The organism is Microbacterium neimengense (assembly GCF_054782995.1).
In genome coordinates, this window is sequence record NZ_BAAGRK010000003.1 from 1,445,454 (window position 1) to 1,463,595 (window position 18,142).

An 18,142-nucleotide genomic window follows, 5' to 3' on the forward strand; every position below is an offset into this window, starting at 1 on the left:
GCGTCGTTCAGCCGACGAGGGCGCGAGCGGCGCGCTCCAGGGTCGCGGTCGTCGTCGTCGCGTGCGGTGCGAGACGGATGCGGCCGGCCCCGTGGCGGGTGAACGTGATACCCGCGGCGGCGAGACGCTCCGCAGCCGTCGTCGTCGTGGCCGGGTCGCCGCCCGCGACGACGATGCCGCTTCGCGCGCCGGACTCACGCGGGGAGAGCAGCTCCAGGCCTGCCGTGTCGACCGCGTCGATCACCGCATCCACCCGATCCGCGATCGCACGCGCGATACGCCCCGCCCCGGTGTCGGCGAGCAGCTCGGCCGCGCTCGCCAGGGCGCCGGTGGCGAAAGGCGACAGATTCGTCACGGAGAACCGTGCGGCGTCGGTTCGCAATGTATGCGGCACGCCATCATAGACGCCGGGTTCCACGACGCCCGTCCAACTCGAGAAGACAGGGGCGACGCGTTCGAGCGCCCGGGGGGAGAGGGCGACGAATCCGGTTCCCCATCCCGCACGAAGCCACTTCTGGCCGCCCACGACGAGGACGTCGGCCGCCGACCACTCCGACTCCACGACGCCGAAGGCCTGGATCCCATCGACGATCAGCAGGCGGTCCGGACCGAGGACGTCGCGCAGGGCCGCCAGATCCGCTCGGTACCCGGTGCGGAAATCGACCGCGCTGACCGCCAACGCGGTGACCTCGTGCGTCAGCGCGGCTGAGACCCGCTCGGGTGTCACGGGTGCGAGCGTGCCGCTGTGGGGCAGCTCGGCCACCCGCAGCAGCCCCGCCCCGGCGGCGCGCCACCAGGGATAGAGGTTCGCGGGGAACTCGTCGGTGCTCACCAGCACCGTCCCGCTCATCCCGAATGCGGTCTGCGCCAGCCCCTGGGACGTGCTCGTGGTCAGTGCGATCGCGTCGGCCGGTCGTTCGACGAGGGCGGCGACCGCCGTCCTCGCGCGGGCGTCCTGCGTGTGCAGCTGCGCAGCGGATCCGCCGCGTGCGGCGAACTCCATGAGCGACGCGACGGTGTCGACGACATCCCGCGACGGCGGCCCGTACGACGCGAAGTCGAGGTACCCCTCCGCTTCGGAGAACCTCTGGGTGTAGGCCTTCATCCGCGGAGCAGTCGCAGGGTCACGAGCTGGAAGGGGCGCAGGGTCACCGTTCCATCCTCGTCGAGTACGGGGTCGCGCCGGAAGGGGATCTCCTCCAGCGGTTCCTCGAGCAGGCCGACCTCGATCAGGCGGCCGGCATCCGGGCTGTGCAGCGCGGCACGTCCGCCTGTGCCCTCGCTCTCGTACAGCCGCACGACCACGTCACCGGAGCCGTCGTCCGCGAGTTTCACCGCTTCGATACGCACGGTGCGATCGCCGTCCACCTGCACCACGGGCTCGACCCCGCGCCCGCCCGCCCTCCACCGCAGCGGCAGATTGAGGTCGTACCCCGCTGTCACCGCGTCGGCGACGCTCGCGTCGGGGACCAGCACGTGCCGGAAGGTGTGACGGCCCTGATCCGTCTCGGGGTCGGGGTACCGCGGCGCGCGCAGCAGCGTGGCGCGGATGACGCTCGCCAGCCCGCCGCCTCGGCGCGGCACCGTGCGCACGTCATGGCCGTAGGTCGTGTCGTTCGCGAGCGCCACTCCGCGCGGCTCGCCGACGTGCACCCACCGGTGCGCGGCGACCTCGAACCGCGCCGCGTCCCAGGACGTGTTCTCGTGGATGGCGCGCGTGACGTGCCCGAACTGGGTCTCGAAGCGTGCGCTCTGCGCGTGGACGTCGACCGGGAAGGCGAGTTTGAGCACCTTCTCCCGTTCTCGCCAGTCGATCGTGGTCGTCACCTCGACCGACCCCGCGCCGCTGTGCACGCGCACGATCTGTTCGGCCTCGGAGGCGCCGAAGCGGCGACGGATGCGGACGGCGGCCGTCTCAGCGGGTGAGTGCGGCGTGCCGCCCTCCAGCTCGACTGCGGCGACGTCGTCGATGTCGGCGGTGCGGTTGCGGTAATAGTCGTCGAGGTCCCACGCATCCCACGCGGCCGGCTTGTCGTCGTGCAACTGCAGGAGGCCGGCGCGACCGCCCGGTGCGATCGCCTCGGCACCGTCGGGTCGACGCACCGACACGATCGTGCCGGCCGCATCGAGTCGCACCGAGAGTTCGGCGGTGCGCAGGAGCCAGCCTCCCTCCGCCACGGCGACGACGCTCGCGGAGGGGGCGACGGATGCGGGAGTCCCGGCGCCTCCGGCCGGGATCCCGAGGACGGGATGTGGACGAGGGTTGAAGGCGAGCGGAGCATCGCCGGGGCCCGTCAGTGCGGCGCGCGCTGCGTCCGAGATCGCCTCCAGCTCGTCGGAGATGCGCTGGTAGTCGGCCGAAGCCTCGCGGTGGACCCATCCGATCGACGAGCCCGGGAGGATGTCGTGGAACTGGTAGAGCAGCACGCGACGCCAGAGCTCGCGCAGCCGTTCTCTCGGGTACTCGGCTACGCCGCGCACCGCCGCCGTCGTGCACCAGAGCTCCGCCTCGCGCAGGAGATGCTCGCTGCGGCGGTTGCCCCGCTTCATCGCCGCCTGTGAGGTCAGCGTGCCGCGGTGCAGTTCGAGGTAGAGCTCGCCGTGCCAGCGCGGCGGCGTGGGGAGCTCGGCCTGCGCGCAGCGGAAGAAGTCTTCGGGGCTCTCGATCTCGACCCGCGGCAGTCCCTCCGCGTCACGCGCACGGCGGGCGCGCTGCAGCATCTGACGCGTGGGGCCGCCTCCGCCGTCGCCGAGGCCGAAGGGGAGGAGCTGGCGGGAGGCGGCGCCCTTCTCGCGGAAGGCGTCCTGCGCGCGGATGAGCTCGCCGGGGGTCAGGACGCCGTTGTAGGTGTCGGCGGGCGGGAAGTGGGTGAAGACGCTCGTCCCGTCGATGCCCACCCACTCGAAGCTGTGGTGAGGGAAACGATTGGTGCGGTTCCACGAGATCTTCTGGGTGAGGAATCCTTCGTACCCGGCGAGCCGGACGATCTGCGGCAGGGCCCCGGAATAGCCGAAGCTGTCGGGCAGCCAGACCACTCGGCTGCGGATGCCGAGCTCCTCCCGGAAGAAACGCCCGCCCTCGAGGAACTGGCGCACGAGCGCCTCGCCGCCGGTCAGCACGACGTCGGATTCCACCCACATGCCCCCGACGGGCACGACGCGGCCCTCGGTCACCCGCTCGCGCAGCCGCTCGTACAGCTCGTTGCGGTCCTGACGCAGCCAGTCCCACTGCTGTGCGCTGGACATCGCGAACACGAGTGTCGGGTCCTCCTCCATGAGGGCGAGTTGATTGGCCGCGGTCCGGGCGACCTTGCGCACGGTCTCGCGCGTCGGCCACAGCCAGGCGGAGTCGATGTGCGCATGGCCCACTGCACTCACGCGCTGCGCGGATGCTGTGGCGCCGGCGGTGAGGGCGGGCACCAGCTCTGCCCGGGCTGCGGGGGTGCTGCCGGAAACATCGTCAGGATCGAGTGCGTCCAGGCAGCGCCCGATCGCGCGCAGGATGTGCCAGCGGCGTGTGCTCGCCTCGTCCAAGGCGCTCGCGAGTTCGCCGAGGAACTCGAGATCCGCGACGAGCTGCTCGACAGGCTCGTCGATCTGGACGATGTCGGCGCGCGCGAGACGGTAGAGCGGCTCCGATCCGGCGGTCGTGCGCTCGCCGAGAGGTGTCGGAGCGAACGGAGCGTGTGTGAGGTCAAGCACGATCGGGTTGGCCGCGGCCTCCACGTAGAACTCCAGCTCCGTGGTCCCGATCGGAATCCATTGATTCAGCGGATTGAGCCCTTTCACGGCGCGCCCGTTGCGGGTGTACACGAGTCCTTCCGCCTGGAACCCGGAGAGGTCGGTGCGCCAGCCGAGGTCGACGGCGAGCTCGATCCTGCCCGTCACGGGATGCGGCGGCACGGTGCCGGTGAGCCGGAACCATGTCGTGTCCCAGGCGGCACCCCAGGCATCACCCACCTCGAAGGGGGCGTACTCGGCGGCGAGCGCCTGCTCCGGCGGCACCGGCTCCCAGACATGCCAGGCATCGACGGTGAGCCGAGCGAGAACCCGCTCGCGTGCGGGAACCAGTCGGTCCCGCAGGACACGAGACAGACGGGACAGGATCAGGTCGGCATCATCGTGCACGGAGAACTCCAGGCTTGCGTCGGCGAAAGCGTCCCTCTATCCTATAGGAAATAGTCACTGTCTCAAGGGAGAGCGCCGTGGCCCTGGTGCCTGATTCGTTCATTCGTCCGGTTCCTTTCTCACTGCCCGGCGGTGAGTGGTTCGTCGGCGCTGGCTTCGGCCTGTTCGTGCACTGGGACCACGCGAGTCAGCAGGGCATCGAGATCTCCTGGCCGCTGGTCGGCCGCTCGATCATCCCGGGCGTCGACGTCGTCGAGGACGCCGTCAGCGTCGCGGAGTATCACGCCAGCGCGGCGACGTTCGATCCGACGCAGTGGGACGCGGTGGCTCTGGCGCGTCTGGCTCGCGAGGCGGGCGCGCGGTATGTGGTCTTCACGGCCCGCCACCACGGCGGATACTCGATGTTCCACAGCGACTACACCGACTTCGGTGTGCAGCACGGCCCCTTCGGGCGCGATATCACCCGCGAGTTCGTCGAGGCCATCAGAGCCGAGGGCATCAGGGTCGGCATCTACTTCAGCCTCCCGGACTGGCACCATCCCGATTACCCCGCGTTCCGCGACGAGGATCGTCCGTACCCGGAGGAGCACTGGCCGGCCGCGGGTCTGGAGGAGAACATCGGGTTGCCGGTGCGTGAGGACCGGCACCGTCGTGCCAGCGCCGAGCAGTGGGCGCGCTACCAGGCATATCTGCGGGGACAGCTCACCGAGATCCTCACCAACTACGGAACGATCGACCTGCTGTGGTTCGACGGCGAGTGGGAGCGCAACGAGCAGGAATGGGACACAGCGGGTTTGCGCGCACTCATCAAGGGGCTCCAACCCGACGTCGTGATCAACGAGCGGCTCCTCGGGCAGGGAGACTACAAGACCCCCGAACAGGCCTTCCCATTGCACGCGCCGGACGGGCCGTGGGAACTGTGCCTGACGATCGGCGACATGTGGGCCTGGCGCCCGGCGGACACGAACAACAAGTCCGTCCGCACCCTGCTGGCGACACTCATCGAGGTGGTCTCGCGCGGGGGGAACCTGCTCTTGAACATCGGGCCGCGCGGCGACGGGAGCCTCAACCCGATTCAGGTCGAACGCCTCGAGGGGATCGGCGAGTGGATGCGGCAGCATCGCGAGAGCGTCATCGACGTCTCGCCGACGACGGGTGTGGACTTCCACGGACCGACCACCGCCCGGCCCGGGACGCTCTACCTACATCTGGTCTCGCTCCCCGTCGAGGAGGTCGTGGTCCGCGGTCTTCCGGTGCGGCGTGTCTCGCGGGTACGGCTGCTCGCCACGGGGGAATCGCTCGACTACACGGTCGGCTTCGAGGTGCACGAGCTCGCCTCGCGCGACGCTGAGCCCACCGGAGAGCTGCGCATCGCGGCGCCGACGCCCTCCGGAGCGTCGATCGACGTGATCGCCATCGACTTCGCCTGACGCGAAGGCATCAACAGTGAATCCAATGGAGGAAGCACGGCAATGACGACACGAACGAGAACGGCGCGCATCGCCACCGCGGTGGCAGCAACAAGTGCGCTCGCACTGCTCGCGGGATGCGCGGGCGGCAGCGGCTCGGGCGGTGGGGTGCAATCGGACGGCTCGCTCGATCTGTACACCTGGGTCTCGAGCGAGAGCGACCGGGCGCAGTGGGAGTCCTTCGTCTCCCTCGCACAGAAGCAGGACCCGGATCTGAAGATCAACATCGAGGGCCCGAGCTTCGCCGACTACTGGACGAAGGTGAAGACCCGACTTTCTGGCAGCAACCCGCCCTGTCTACTCACCACCCAGGCGGCGCGTGCGCAGGAGTTGAAAGGACTGCTCAAGCCCTTGGACGATCTGATTGCCGGGGCGGACTTCGACACCTCGGACATCGACGCGTCCATGCTGGCAGGAATGACCGTCGACGGCACGATCCGGGCGATCCCGTACGACGCGGAACCTGTCGTCCTGTTCTACAACGCCGACCTGTTCGCGGCTGCCGGCCTCACACCTCCGGGGGTGAGCTACACCCGCGAGCAGTTCGTGTCGGACGCGAAGACGCTGACCACCGGGGACCAGAAGGGGCTCGCGATCTCGACCGGCATCTTCATCCCGAACGCGTGGTCGATCGCCGACGGTGTCGAGGCGGTCGACGGTGACGCCAAGCTCGATCTCACCAACCCCGACTTCGTCGCGCAGGTGCAGAGCTTCTTCGATCTCGTCGCCGTCGAAGGAGTGGCCAACGCGCCCGAGGCGGCCGACGGCTCCGACGTCTCCCAAGCGGCCTTCACCAGCGGCAAGGCCGCAATGTTGATCGAAGGGCCGTGGATGTACGGCACCTTCGACGAAGCCGCCGACTTCACGATGGGGATCTCCATCGTCCCGTCGACCTCCGGCGAGGCGGCCGCCATGACCGCAGGCTCGGGATTCGGCATCGCCGAGACGTGCAGCGACCCGGAGGCGGCCTTCGCCGCAATCACCGAACTCACCGCCACCCCCGTGCTCGAGGCGCAGGCGGCATCCCGCGGTATCGTGCCGGCCCGCTCGGAGGCCGTCCCGGCCTGGGCCGAGGGCAAGGCCGCGGGCGCGGGCGACGTCGTCGACGCCCTGCTCGCGAACGCGACGGCGCAGATCACGACGGAGAACTGGAACCAGGTCGATACCCTGTTCACCCAGTACGGCGTCGAGGGCTTCCGCGGACAGAAGAGCGCGCAGGAGATCCTGGAGACGATCCAGAACTCGGTGGGCGGCTGAGCCGATGGCAGCCCTCCTGCAGCCGGGGACCGTCGCGCAGGCGGCGGCCCCCGGCCCCCGGACCCCGCGAACGGGCAGCGCCGGCCGCGCCGCAGGGCGGTCGCGCAGCGACGCGCTGGCCGCGGCGGCCTACCTCTGGCCCGGGCTGACGGGCTTCATCGTCTTCATCATCGTCCCGCTCGTCGGCTCTCTGGTCATCAGCCTGTTCGAGTGGCCGCTGTACGGTGCCCCGACCTTCATCGGGTTCGACAACTACGTCAAGCTCTTCGGCGACCCGACCTTCTACACGGTGCTCGGCAACACCGTCGTGTTCGCGTTCGTGTACACGGCGCTCAACCTTCTGCTGGCGTTGGCGATCGCGCTCTGGTTGCAGACCCGCATCCGCTTCGCCGGCTTCTGGCGGGTCGTCTTCTTTCTCCCGGCGATCACCCCGATGGTGGCCAACGCGCTGATCTGGCGCCTCCTGCTCTCGCAGGACGGGCTGGTCAACTCCCTGTTGAGCGGGATGGGGATCGACGGGCCGTCGTGGCTCTCGGACTCCCGGTTCGCGCTCGCATCCGTGATCGCGATGTCGGTCTGGCAGTCGTTCGGCTACAACGTGATCGTGTTGTCGGCGGGGCTGAGTGCTATCCCGAAGGAGATTCTGGAGGCGTCGCGCGTGGACGGCACGAGCGCGTGGTCGCGTCTGCGCCATGTGACGCTGCCGATGCTCTCGCCCGCCCTCTTCTTCACGTCGACCATGACCATGATCGGCGCGTTCCAGGTCTTCGTGCAGCCGCAGATCCTCACGCAAGGCGGGCCCGGAGAGTCCACCAACACCTTCGTGCTCTACCTCTACCGCAACGGCTTCGTGTTCGATCGTCTCGGCTACGCCTCCGCGCTGGCGTGGATGCTCTTCCTCGTGGTGATGCTCATCACCGCGCTCCAGTTCGTGGGTCAGCGCAAGTGGGTGAACTATGACAAGTGAGACCGTCGCCCGCACGCGGCTGCGTCCCGCTCAACGTCGCGAGCACGCGCGCATGTGGGCGAACACCGTCGCAATCGGTGTCGTCGCGCTCGTGTTCACCTTTCCGTTCATCTGGATGTTCTTCTCCGCGCTGAAGCCGGAGGGCGAGGTGTTCTCGCCGACCCCGTCGCTGGTCGGCTCCGAGGTGCGCTGGCAGAACTTCCTGGACGCCTGGACACTCGTGCCCTTTGGAAGGTTCATCCTCAACGGTTTCCTCGTCGCGACTCTGGGGGCTCTCCTGTCGGTCGTCGTGGCGGTGCTCTCGGCCTATGCGTTCTCTCGGCTGCGATTTCGCTTCCGCGATCGCATCTTCCTGCTCTACGTCCTGACGCTGGTTCTGCCCCAGGAGGTGCTCGTCGTCCCGCTCTTCATCATGATGAACAAGGCTGGGCTCGTCGACACGTACGCGGCGCTCATCATCCCCTTCGCCTTCACGGCCTTCGGCACCTTCCTGCTGCGCCAGTTCTTCCTGACGATTCCCATCGAGTACGAGGAAGCGGCGTTGATCGATGGCGCGTCCCGGTTCCGGACGCTGAGATCGGTCCTGCTGCCGCAGCTCACCGCGCCGCTCTCGGTGCTCGCCGTGTTCTCCTTCATCGGGTACTACAACTCGTACCTCTGGCCGCTGATCATCATCAACAGCCAGGAGCTGGCGACCGTCCCGCTCGGGCTGTCGATGTTCACGGGGGAGCACGGCACGCAATGGAGCCTGCTCATGGCGGCTTCGACCATCTCCGTCGTGCCCTCGCTCGTGATCGTCGCGCTGCTGCAGCGACAGCTCGTCAAGGGCGTCGCGTTGGGCGGGTTCGGAGGCCGATGACGAATGAACACACATGAGGAGAACGAGATGACCGCCACACCGCCGCTCCAGCGCGCTCGGATCGGAACGGGGACCCGTATCGTCGCGGCCGACGCCTGGCTGTGCGACATCCCGGTCGAGACGGTTCGCACGGACGCCGTGCAGGCCTTCCTCAAGCAGGAGACGATCTTCGTCCGCATCCGCACGGCCGACGGCGTCGAGGGACTCGGCTACAGCTACACCATCGGCACGGGAGGTGTCGCGGTGCTCAGCATGCTGCGCGGCGGCCTGCTCGATGCCCTGATCGGGCAGGATGCGGCGCGGCCCGAGGCCGTCTGGCGCCGACTGTTCGAGTCGACCCGCGCCACCACGGTCGGGGTGATCACGGCGCTCGCGCTCGCGGCAGCCGATACGGCCGTGTGGGACGCGCGGTGTCGGAGTGCGGGGCTGCCGCTCTGGGTCGCCGCCGGCGGGGCTCGGGATCGGATCCCCCTGTACGACACCGAGGGCGGTTGGCTGCACCTGCCGACGGATGAGCTCGTGACCCAGGCGCTCGCCTCGAGGCAGCGGGGCCTTCGAGGCGTGAAGATCAAGGTGGGAAAGCCTCGTGGGTACGAGGACGTGGAGCGTATCGCTGCCGTGCGTGCGGCCGTCGGGGCGGACTTCGACATCATGATCGACGCGAATCAGTCGATGACGTCGGCGGAGGCGATCCGCCGAGCCGCCGCGCTCGAGCCCTTCGACATCTTCTGGTTCGAAGAGCCGTTGCCCGCCGAGGACATGGCCGGCCACCGCGCTCTGGCCCGCGCGACGAGCATTCCGGTCGCCGTGGGGGAGAGTATGTACTCCGTGGGTCACTTCCGCGAGTATCTGCAGGCGCAGGCGGCATCCATCGTGCAAGTGGACGTGGCGCGCATCGGCGGCATCACGCCGTGGCTCAAAGTCGCTCATCTGGCCGAAGCGTTCAACGTGCAGGTGGCGCCGCACTTCCTCATGGAACTGCACGTCTCGCTGACCTGCGCCGTGCCCAACGCGGTGTATCTCGAGCACATCCCGCAGCTGCGTGCGGTGACGCGCAGTGAGATGCCCATCGTGTCGGGTGCGGGCTGCGCCCCGGTCGAGCCCGGGCTCGGTATCGAGTGGGACGACGATGCTCTCGTCGCTCTGAGGGTTTCGTGACCGTCGAGCTAGGGTCGATCGGGTATGGCGTCGCCGCGCTCGGCAACCTCTTCACCGCCCTCGCCGAGGACGTCTGGCCCGCCTGCGTCCCCGCGGCGTGGGATGCCGGCGTGCGCTATTTCGATGTCGCGCCCCACTATGGGCTCGGCCTCGCCGAGGAGCGCCTCGGCGCGTCCTTGGCCGCCTACCCCCGCGACGAGTACGTGATCTCGACGAAGGTGGGGAGGGTCCTCGAGCCGGACCCGGACGGCGCGGCGCGCACCGACATCGCGAATCTGTTCGACGTCCCCGCCACGCGACGGCGCGTTCTCGACTACTCACGCGACGGCGTACTGCGATCCTTCGAGCAGAGCCTCGAGCGCCTGGGACTCGATCGCATCGACATCCTCCTGGTCCACGACCCCGATGCGCACGAGCGCGAGGCTCTCGAGGGAGCCTTCCCGGCGCTCGCCGAGCTCAAGTCGCAGGGCGTGATCCGGGCGTACGGCGCGGGGATGAACCAGTCCGGCATGCTCACGCGCTTCGTCGAGGAGACAGACCTGGACCTGGTCATGTGTGCGGGCAGATACACGCTGCTCCAGGATGCGGCGGCGCATGACCTGCTCCCCGCCGCGCGGCGACGCGGTGTCGAGGTCGTCGCCGCGGGCGTGTTCAACAGCGGAATCCTCGCGACAGCGCGTCCACGATCCGACGCGCACTTCGACTACGGCGGTGTTCCCGACGAGGTGCGTCGGAGAGTCGAGCGGATCGCCGACCTCGCCGACGGGTGGGGTGTGACGATCCCCGAGCTCGCGGTGCAGTTCCCGCTGCGGCATCCCGCGATCACGACGGTGGTGCTGGGCGCGGCCTCGCCGGAACAGGTGCGGGCGAACAGTCGTCTCACAGCACGGCCGGTGCCCGAGGAAGTGTGGGGGGAACTCGCCGCTCACGGCCTGCTGCCCGCATCCGCTGTCTCCGCGTGAATACGATGGAGCCCATGACCACGCCGCAGCCGGGATCGCGCTCGCTTCCGGTGCGCCGTGCGCTCGCCGACGACGTATACGACGCCGTGCTCGGGCTCCTGATGGACCAGGTCATCGAGCCCGGCGCCCGGGCGAGCATCGACGGCATCGCGCGTGAACTCGACGTGTCGCCCACCCCCGTGCGTGAGGCCCTCGCCCGGCTCGAGTCCGAGGGGCTCGTCGTGAAGAAGGCACTCCGCGGATACACGGCGGCACCGCTGCTGGACGACGAAGGGCTGCGTCAGCTGTACGAAGTGCGCGGGATCCTCGAACCCCATGCCGCGGGCGCCGCTGCCGCGCGCCTCGACGCCGAAGGGATCGCCGAACTCGAGCAGCTCTCGCGTCAGATGGCGACCAGCGCAGAAGCCGCACAAGCGGGCGCCGACCGGTTCCAGGACTATCGGGATTTCGCCGACCGCGACGCCGCCTTCCACCACCGGATCGCCGCGGCGGCCGGCAACGATCTCCTCCTGGACGGCATCGTGCGACTGCGCTCGCACCTGCACCTGTTCCGGCTGTACTTCGTGCACGGCATCGCTCAGCGCGCCGTCGAGGAGCACGAGGCGATCCTCGAGGCGTTGCGGGCGGGTGACGTGGACGGTGCGCGCGACGCAATGAGCGCGCACATCGCCCGTTCCTACGAGCGGATCTCGTCGGGTACGCGCGACTCGCCGCGCTGATCCGACAACCGCCAGACCTGCGGCACGATCATCTGCTCGGCACGCGGGCCGTCCTGAACGAAGTGATCGACGACGGGGCCTATCGTCCTCTGCCACGCGATGTTCGCCGGGTCGTGCTCCAGTGCGCGCATCGCGGTTCCGAAGTCGTCGCAGTCGACGAGGTGGAACAGGTCGTGCCCGCTGCGCCAGATGGTCCAATCGTGGATCCCGACCCGGGCGAAACTCGCCACGAGCGCTTCGGGGATCCGTTGATGGCGTCGTTCGTACTCGGCTTCACCGTCCGGCACGATCACCGAATGAAGAGCTACGCGCATGAGAGAACTCCTTCGTCCATGTCCTCGTCATCGTAGCGAATCGGATACCCTGTTTCCTGTAGGATCGGCCGCCGCAACGAAGGAGATGCGAGATGGCGATGTTCGTGCGAGACGCGGTGCGTCCCTCGGAGTACGAGCGGTTCCGGCATCCGGTTCCGGACTGGTTCACGGCGGCGAAGCTCGGGATCTTCGTGCATTGGGGACCGTACGCGGTGCCAGCGTGGGCGGAGCCGATCGGGGCGCTGGGGACGGTCGAGAAGGAGCACTGGTACCGCCACAATCCCTATGCGGAGTGGTACTTCAACACGATCCGCATTCCCGGCTCTCCCGCCGCTCGTCATCAGGAACTGGAGTACGGCGGAGCGCCCTACGACGACTTCCTCGATCAGTGGCGCGCTGAGGAGTTCGACGCCGACGCGGTGATGGCGCTCGTGGCGGCAACGGGGGCGCGCTACTTCGTGCCCACCTCGAAGCATCACGACGGCGTGACGCTGTGGGACGCCCCGGGCACCGGGGGGCGCAACACCGTGCACCGCGGGCCGCGCCGAGATCTTCTCGAGGAGTTCCGCTGCGCCGCCGAGGCGCGGGGTATCCGCTTCGGCCTCTACTACTCCGGCGGACTCGACTGGCATTTCGGAAAGAACCCTCCGATCACGTCCGACGATGGCCCGGACAGCCGCCCGGTGGATGCGGCGTACGCGGCGTATGCCCACGCCCACGTCGCCGATCTAATCGCGCGGTATCGCCCCGAGGTGCTGTGGGGCGACATCGAGTGGCCGGATGCGGGGAAGGAACCCGGGCCGTACAGCCTCATCGATCTGTTCGACCGGTTCTATGCGGCCCGCCCCGAGGGGGTCGTCAATGACAGGTGGGGAGCCACCCACTGGGACTTCCGCACCAGTGAGTACCAGCACGGGCTCGACCTCGAGGCGGACGAGCCGTGGGAGAACTGCCGCGGAGTGGGGTACTCGTTCGGTTACAACCGACTCGAGGACGAGAACTCCTCGCTCTCGGCTGCGGCCGTCGTGCGGCACTTCATCGACGTCGTCTCGCGCGGCGGCAACCTCCTGCTGAACATCGGTCTCACCGCATCCGGCCGTGTGCCCGAGCTCCAACGCCGCGCGCTCGAGGGACTGGGGGTCTTCAATGCCGCGCACGGGGACGCGCTGTTCGGCAGCGCGCCCACGGTCGGCCTTGCCGCGGGCGGCGACGATCCCTGGGTGCGGTGGACGCGCACGCAGGACACGCTCCATGCCTTCGTCGTCGCGGACGGCGCGGATGTGGTCCTCGACGTCGACCGCGAACGAGTGCGGGCCGAGAGCGCGTCATCGCGCGATGGGCTGCGGATCGCGAGCGACGGCGCGGGGCCGGTCATCCTCTCGGTGCCGCCCGCCGGTGACGCGATGCCGCGTCGCCTCGATCTGCCGATGCGCTGATCGACACCCACCGGGTGTGCCGGAGAGCGCACATCCCTGAAGCGCTCCCCGGCGACTCGTTCCGAGGGGCGACGCCGTGGCGGCCGCCCCTCGAAATCGGATTCGGTCTCAGGCGTCGCGGTGCGCGCCGGCCGACGGGATCACGGTGAAGATCGTCGGCGCGGCGAACCCGGCGTCGGCGAAGCCGCGGCGCACCGCATCCGACACCGTGTCGATCCGGTCCGCATCGACGAGCGCGATGGCCGCGCCGCCGAAGCCGCCGCCGGTCATGCGTGCGCCGATCGCCCCCGCTGCCATGGCCGCCTCGACCGCCGTGTCGAGCTCGGGAACCGAGATCTCGAAGTCGTCGCGCATGGAGGCATGGGAGGCCAGCAGCAGCTCGCCGATGGCGCGCGGACCCTGTTCACGGAGCGTCCGGACGGTGTCGAGCACGCGCTGATCCTCGGTCACGACGTGCCGCATCCGACGGAACGTGACATCGTCGGTCTTCGTTCGTGCCTCTTCGAGGTCCTCGACGCGCACGTCGCGAAGCGCCGGAACGCCCATGATCGAGGCGCCGAGCTCGCACGACGCGCGGCGCTCGCGGTAGCCGCCGGTCGAGTGCGAGTGCTTCACGTTCGTGTCCATGACCAGCAGCTCGAGGCCCGCGGCCGCGAAACCGAGGTCGACGACCGTGGTGTCCAGCGTGCGGCAGTCGAGGAAGATCGCCGCATCCTGCTCGCCGAGCATCGAGGCCATCTGGTCCATGATGCCGGTGGGCGCGCCCACCGCCTCGTTCTCGGCGACGCGGCCGACCTTCGCGAGGGCCACGCGATCCAGACCCAGCTCCCAGACATCGTTGAGAGCGGATGCGGTCGCGCCCTCGATCGCGGCGGAGGAGGAGAGCCCTGCCCCGACCGGTACGTCGGACGCGATCGCGATGTCGACGCCGGTGACGCTCCCGGCATCCCGTCCCGACGCCCTCAGCAGTGCCCATGCGACGCCGAGCGGGTAGGTGGACCACTCGGGGACGTCGCCGCGGCCCTCGGGGAAGAGCGCGTCGAGCTGGTCGAGCGCGACCTCCACGGGCACCGGGTCGAACGTCGACACGACGCGGATGCGGCCGTCCTCGCGCAGACCCAGCTGGACGTGCGTGCGGTGCTCGATCGCGAAGGGCAGCACGAAGCCGTCGTTGTAGTCGGTGTGCTCGCCAATGAGGTTCACCCGCCCGGGCGCCGACCAGTGACCGACGGGGGCGTTCCCGGTCAGCTCGACGAACAGGTCGCGGGCGGCGGCGGCCGCATCCATCTGGGTCACAGCGATACTCCTTCTACGGCCTCGCGCAGGCGTGCGGCGGCGGTCTCGGGCGGGACGTCGCCGATCCAGGCGCCCATGGCCGCCTCGCTCCCGGCGAGGTACTTCAGCTTGTCGGCCGCGCGGCGCGGCGAGGTCAGTTCGAGGTGCAGGCGAGCGCCGGCGCGTCCGGTGTGCACGGGGGCCTGGTGCCAGGCCGCGATGTAGGGCGTCGGAGTGTCGTAGAGCGCATCGACGCCGCGCAGCAGTCGCAGATACAGTGGCGCCAGCTCGTCGCGCTCGGCGTCGTTCGTCTCGGCGAAGTCGGCGACGTGGCGGTGCGGCACGAGGTGCACCTCCAGCGGCCACCGCGCGGCGAACGGCACGAAGGCGGTCCAGTGCTCGCCGCGGAGGATCACGCGCTCGCTTTTCGACTCCATCTCGAGGATGCGGTCGAACAGGTCGTCACCGGTGCGCTCGAGCGCGGCCAGCAGTCGCTGCGTGCGCGGGGTGACGTACGGGTATGCGTAGATCTGCCCGTGCGGATGCGGCAGCGTCACGCCGATCTCTTGCCCGCGGTTCTCGAACGGGAAGACCTGCTGGATGCCGGGCAGCGCCGAGAGCGCTGCGGTGCGGTCGGCCCACGCCTCGATCACGGTGCGTGCGCGCGTGACGGTCTGAGTGCCGAACGAGCCGGCGTGCTCGGGGCTGAAGCACACGACCTCGGTGCGTCCGACGGAGGTGCGGGTGCGGCCGAGTCCGTACTCGGCCAGATCGGCGAGGCTCCGCGGCGGGTCGACGGCCGCGGGGACGTCGTCGGTCGCCGCGGAGAGGGCAGGGCCGAACGAGGGCGACTTGTTCTCGAAGACCGCCACGTCGTAGCGAGACGGGATCTCCGAGGGGTTCGTGGGTGTCTGCGGGGCGAGCGGGTCGAGCTCCGCCGGCGGTAGGAACGCGCGGTTCTGACGGTTGGCGGCGATGGAGATCCAGTCGCCGGTCAGCACGTCGAGGCGCATCGTCGCGGTCTCCGGACGCGGCGCCAGCTCGCGGGCGTCGACGCTGCGCTCGGGCGGAAGGGTCGTGTCGGGATCGTCGTAGTAGATCAGTTCGCGGCCGTCGGCGAGGCGCGTGGGTCGCTTCACGACGCCCGCACCGAGGAGTGCGACATCCTGCTGAGGTGTGTTCACGATAACACGCTACATTTCGGGCGTGATATCGTCAACATGACGACAGGGGCGGGATGGTTCGAGTATCGATGGCGGATGTCGCCGCGCACGCGGGCGTCTCCGCGCAGACCGTCTCGCGCGTCGTCAATCAGAGCCCGCGCGTCGACCCGGCCACCCGCGCCAGGGTCGAGGCGGCCATGAGCGCGCTGGGCTATCGGATGCACCGCGCGGCGCGGGCGCTGCGCACCGGGCAGACCCGCACGATCGGCCTCGTCGTTTCCACTCTCGCCTCGGTCGGCAACTCGCGGATGCTGCAGGCGATCGCGGAGGCCGCCGCCGCACGCGACTACGCGCTCGCGATCGTCACGGTCGCCGGCACCCGCGACATCACGGAGGCGTTCTCGCAGCTGCGCGATCAGGGTGTGGACGGCGCCGTCGTCCTGAACGAGGCGACGCGACTCGCCCGCGGTGCCGAGCCGCCCGCGGGACTGCGCCTCGTCGTGGTCGACTCGCCGCCGGACGACCGCTTCACGATCGTGCAGACCGATCACGCGGGCGGCGCGCGGCTCGCGACGCGGCACCTGCTGGATGCCGGCCATCGCACGGTGCACCACCTGGCGGGACCGGTGACCTCTTTCGCGGCGTCCGAGCGTGAACGCGGTTGGCGCGAGGAGCTCGCCGAGGCGGGCATCGACGCTCCCGAGCCGGAGCGCGGCGACTGGACTTCCCGCTCGGGCTACGAGCGTGGCGCGGCCTTCGCCGCCGCATCCGCCGTCTTCGTCGCGAACGACCAGATGGCCCTCGGTCTGCTGCGCGCCCTCGCCGACGCGGGCCGACGCGTGCCCGAGGACGTCGCCGTCGTGGGCTTCGACGACATCGTAGACGCGAGCGAGTACCGTCCGCCGTTGACGACCGTGCGGCAGGACTTCGACGCGCTGGGCTCTCGCGCCGTCGAGGTGCTCGTGCGCATGATCGAGACGGACGAGGCCGCATCCGCGCAGGAGATCGGCGCGACGCTCGTCGTCCGCGACAGCGCCTGAGGCGTTCCGGAAGCGCGTCATGCCCCGGGACGCGGTGGCATCCCGGGGCATCACGGTCGGCGTTACTTCTGGACCGGGATCGACTGCGACTCGAGCGTCTTGACGGTCGAGTCCTGACCCTTCTGCAGAGCGTCGGCGAGTGTGCCCGACCCCGAGACGGCGGCCTTGAAGCCGTCGGAGACGTCGGCGTAGGTCTGCGTCATCGTCGGGCCCCACACGAAGTCGGGGGTGACCTCGGTGGCCGCCTGCGCGAACACGTCGTAGATCTTCTGCCCGCCGTAGAAGTCGACACCCTCGGCCAGCGACGGGAGCTTCAGGCCCTCGGTGGTCGCGGGGTAGATGTTTGCGGCCTTGTTCAGCGCGGTCAGCGCCTCATCCGAAGTGTTCAGCCACAGGGCGAACTTCGACGCCTCGTAGGGGTGCTTGCTTCCCTTGAGTACGGCGATCGAGGAGCCGCCCCAGTTGCCGGAGACGGCATCGCCGGCCTTCCACTGCGGCATCTGCGCGACGGACCACTTGCCGGACGTGTCGGGTGCGCCGCTGGAGATCGAGTTGGCGCCCCAGACGGCCGAGTTCCACGTCCAGACCTGGCTCGAGTTGTACGCGTTGTTCCACTCGTCGGTCCATGCCGGGTAGGTGCTGACGAGGTCCTCGGAAATCAGGTCCTGCCAGTAGTCGGCGACCTTGGTCGATGCGTCGTCGGTCAGCGAGACCTTCCAGCCGTCGGAGCCGTTGTCGAACCACTGCCCGCCGGCCTGCCAGACGAAACCGGCGAACTGGTTGATGTCGGACTGCGAGAAGTTCGTGATGTAGCCGCCCAGCGCCCGGATCTTCTTCGCGGCCTCCTTGTACTCGTCCCAGGTCGTCGGCACGGGGATGTCGTTGGCCGCGAAGAGGTCCGAGCGGTAGAACAGGCCCATCGGGCCGATGTCCTGCGGGATGCCGTAGACGCCGCCGTCGAGAGCCACCTGGCTCCATGCCCAGCCCACGAACTGGTCCTTGGCGGAGCTCACGTCGCCGCAGTTCGCGATGTTCTCCACGCCGTCCTGCACGAGGAAGTTGGGGAGTGCGTCGTACTCGATCTGGCCGAGGTCGGGCGCGTTGCCGGCCGCGATCTGGTTGAAGAAGTTCTGGTAGGTGCCGCTGTTGCCGTTCGGGCCCGTCTGCACCTTGACCTGGACGTCGGGGTTCTCGTCGTTCCAGATCTTCACGACATCCTCGATGCCGGGGATCCACGAGGTGAACTCGAGCGTGACCGGGCCGTCGGCCGGTGCGCAGTCGCCGGCAGCGGCGTCGCTGCCCTGCTCGCCGCCCGCGGCGCAGCCGGCGAGCAGGAACGCCGACAGCGCGAGGGCTGCGACCGCCTTCTTTCTGGGGTGCTGCATTTCCATCCCT

General features: G+C 69.3%; 15 protein-coding genes. 9 read left to right on the top strand and 6 right to left on the bottom strand.

What is annotated here, in order from left to right:
* Positions 1–7: 7 nt before the first annotated feature.
* Positions 8–1,105 (bottom strand): aminotransferase class V-fold PLP-dependent enzyme, encoded by a 1,098-nt coding sequence (locus ACYVJS_RS09760; RefSeq protein WP_460739749.1) that lies wholly within the window; start codon positions 1,103–1,105, stop codon positions 8–10.
* Entirely contained in the window at positions 1,102–4,128 is a 3,027-nt protein-coding gene (locus ACYVJS_RS09765; protein WP_460739750.1) for an alpha-mannosidase, read from the bottom strand. The genes ACYVJS_RS09760 and ACYVJS_RS09765 overlap by 4 nt, the downstream gene beginning before the upstream one ends.
* Before the next feature lie 77 nt (positions 4,129–4,205).
* Between ACYVJS_RS09765 and ACYVJS_RS09770 the strand changes: the two genes are divergently transcribed.
* The 7 genes from ACYVJS_RS09770 to ACYVJS_RS09800 are packed head-to-tail and all read left to right on the top strand — an operon-like array spanning position 4,206 to position 11,519.
* Positions 4,206–5,558: an alpha-L-fucosidase gene (locus ACYVJS_RS09770; RefSeq protein WP_460739751.1), complete on the top strand. Its 1,353-nt coding sequence runs from the start codon at positions 4,206–4,208 to the stop codon at positions 5,556–5,558.
* Between the two features lie 42 nt (positions 5,559–5,600).
* Positions 5,601–6,854 (top strand): ABC transporter substrate-binding protein, encoded by a 1,254-nt coding sequence (locus ACYVJS_RS09775; RefSeq protein ID WP_460739752.1) that lies wholly within the window; start codon positions 5,601–5,603, stop codon positions 6,852–6,854.
* A 4-nt stretch (positions 6,855–6,858) separates the two neighbouring features.
* The gene (locus ACYVJS_RS09780) at positions 6,859–7,821 is read left to right on the top strand and encodes a carbohydrate ABC transporter permease (RefSeq protein ID WP_460739753.1); all 963 of its coding nucleotides are present in this window, start codon (positions 6,859–6,861) and stop codon (positions 7,819–7,821) included.
* The gene (locus ACYVJS_RS09785) at positions 7,811–8,680 is read left to right on the top strand and encodes a carbohydrate ABC transporter permease (RefSeq protein ID WP_460739754.1); all 870 of its coding nucleotides are present in this window, start codon (positions 7,811–7,813) and stop codon (positions 8,678–8,680) included. The genes ACYVJS_RS09780 and ACYVJS_RS09785 overlap by 11 nt, the downstream gene beginning before the upstream one ends.
* 27 nt (positions 8,681–8,707) lie before the next feature.
* Entirely contained in the window at positions 8,708–9,838 is a 1,131-nt protein-coding gene (locus ACYVJS_RS09790) for a mandelate racemase/muconate lactonizing enzyme family protein (protein ID WP_460739755.1), read from the top strand.
* Positions 9,835–10,800, top strand: a complete 966-nt coding sequence (locus tag ACYVJS_RS09795) for an aldo/keto reductase (protein ID WP_460739756.1) — start codon at positions 9,835–9,837, stop codon at positions 10,798–10,800. The genes ACYVJS_RS09790 and ACYVJS_RS09795 overlap by 4 nt, the downstream gene beginning before the upstream one ends.
* Positions 10,801–10,814: 14 nt before the next feature.
* On the top strand, positions 10,815–11,519 hold the full coding sequence (locus ACYVJS_RS09800; RefSeq protein ID WP_460739757.1) for a GntR family transcriptional regulator: 705 nt from the start codon (positions 10,815–10,817) through the stop codon (positions 11,517–11,519).
* Here ACYVJS_RS09800 and ACYVJS_RS09805 read toward each other — a convergent pair.
* Entirely contained in the window at positions 11,477–11,833 is a 357-nt protein-coding gene (locus ACYVJS_RS09805; RefSeq protein WP_460739758.1) for an L-rhamnose mutarotase, read from the bottom strand. The two genes, ACYVJS_RS09800 and ACYVJS_RS09805, sit on opposite strands and share 43 nt — an antisense overlap.
* Positions 11,834–11,925: 92 nt before the next feature.
* On the opposite strand from ACYVJS_RS09805, the gene ACYVJS_RS09810 reads away from it, so the two are divergent.
* Entirely contained in the window at positions 11,926–13,269 is a 1,344-nt protein-coding gene (locus tag ACYVJS_RS09810) for an alpha-L-fucosidase (protein WP_460739759.1), read from the top strand.
* Positions 13,270–13,377: 108 nt separating this feature from the next.
* Here ACYVJS_RS09810 and galK read toward each other — a convergent pair whose 3' ends face one another.
* Both galK and galT read right to left on the bottom strand, forming a co-directional pair.
* On the bottom strand, positions 13,378–14,556 hold the full coding sequence (gene galK / locus ACYVJS_RS09815; protein WP_460739883.1) for a galactokinase: 1,179 nt from the start codon (positions 14,554–14,556) through the stop codon (positions 13,378–13,380).
* Between the two features lie 5 nt (positions 14,557–14,561).
* Entirely contained in the window at positions 14,562–15,728 is a 1,167-nt protein-coding gene (gene galT, locus ACYVJS_RS09820) for a galactose-1-phosphate uridylyltransferase (protein ID WP_460739760.1), read from the bottom strand.
* Positions 15,729–15,781: 53 nt separating this feature from the next.
* Between galT and ACYVJS_RS09825 the strand changes: the two genes are divergently transcribed.
* Positions 15,782–16,747: a LacI family DNA-binding transcriptional regulator gene (locus ACYVJS_RS09825; protein ID WP_460739761.1), complete on the top strand. Its 966-nt coding sequence runs from the start codon at positions 15,782–15,784 to the stop codon at positions 16,745–16,747.
* Positions 16,748–16,809: 62 nt separating this feature from the next.
* Here the strand turns inward: ACYVJS_RS09825 and ACYVJS_RS09830 are convergent, their stop codons facing one another.
* Positions 16,810–18,132 (bottom strand): ABC transporter substrate-binding protein, encoded by a 1,323-nt coding sequence (locus tag ACYVJS_RS09830; protein WP_460739762.1) that lies wholly within the window; start codon positions 18,130–18,132, stop codon positions 16,810–16,812.
* Positions 18,133–18,142: the final 10 nt, after the last annotated feature.

What these genes read in the sequence shown, in the direction of transcription:
- ACYVJS_RS09760 (WP_460739749.1), bottom strand. Translation starts at nt 1,105, where the DNA reads ATGAAGGCCTACACCCAGAGGTTCTCCGAAGCGGAGGGGTACCTCGAC.
- ACYVJS_RS09775 (WP_460739752.1), top strand. Translation starts at nt 5,601, where the DNA reads ATGACGACACGAACGAGAACGGCGCGCATCGCCACCGCGGTGGCAGCA.
- ACYVJS_RS09780 (WP_460739753.1), top strand. Translation starts at nt 6,859, where the DNA reads ATGGCAGCCCTCCTGCAGCCGGGGACCGTCGCGCAGGCGGCGGCCCCC.
- ACYVJS_RS09785 (WP_460739754.1), top strand. Translation starts at nt 7,811, where the DNA reads ATGACAAGTGAGACCGTCGCCCGCACGCGGCTGCGTCCCGCTCAACGT.
- ACYVJS_RS09790 (WP_460739755.1), top strand. Translation starts at nt 8,708, where the DNA reads ATGACCGCCACACCGCCGCTCCAGCGCGCTCGGATCGGAACGGGGACC.
- ACYVJS_RS09800 (WP_460739757.1), top strand. Translation starts at nt 10,815, where the DNA reads ATGACCACGCCGCAGCCGGGATCGCGCTCGCTTCCGGTGCGCCGTGCG.
- ACYVJS_RS09805 (WP_460739758.1), bottom strand. Translation starts at nt 11,833, where the DNA reads ATGCGCGTAGCTCTTCATTCGGTGATCGTGCCGGACGGTGAAGCCGAG.
- ACYVJS_RS09810 (WP_460739759.1), top strand. Translation starts at nt 11,926, where the DNA reads ATGGCGATGTTCGTGCGAGACGCGGTGCGTCCCTCGGAGTACGAGCGG.
- galK (WP_460739883.1), bottom strand. Translation starts at nt 14,556, where the DNA reads ATGGATGCGGCCGCCGCCGCCCGCGACCTGTTCGTCGAGCTGACCGGG.
- ACYVJS_RS09825 (WP_460739761.1), top strand. Translation starts at nt 15,782, where the DNA reads ATGGTTCGAGTATCGATGGCGGATGTCGCCGCGCACGCGGGCGTCTCC.
- ACYVJS_RS09830 (WP_460739762.1), bottom strand. Translation starts at nt 18,132, where the DNA reads ATGCAGCACCCCAGAAAGAAGGCGGTCGCAGCCCTCGCGCTGTCGGCG.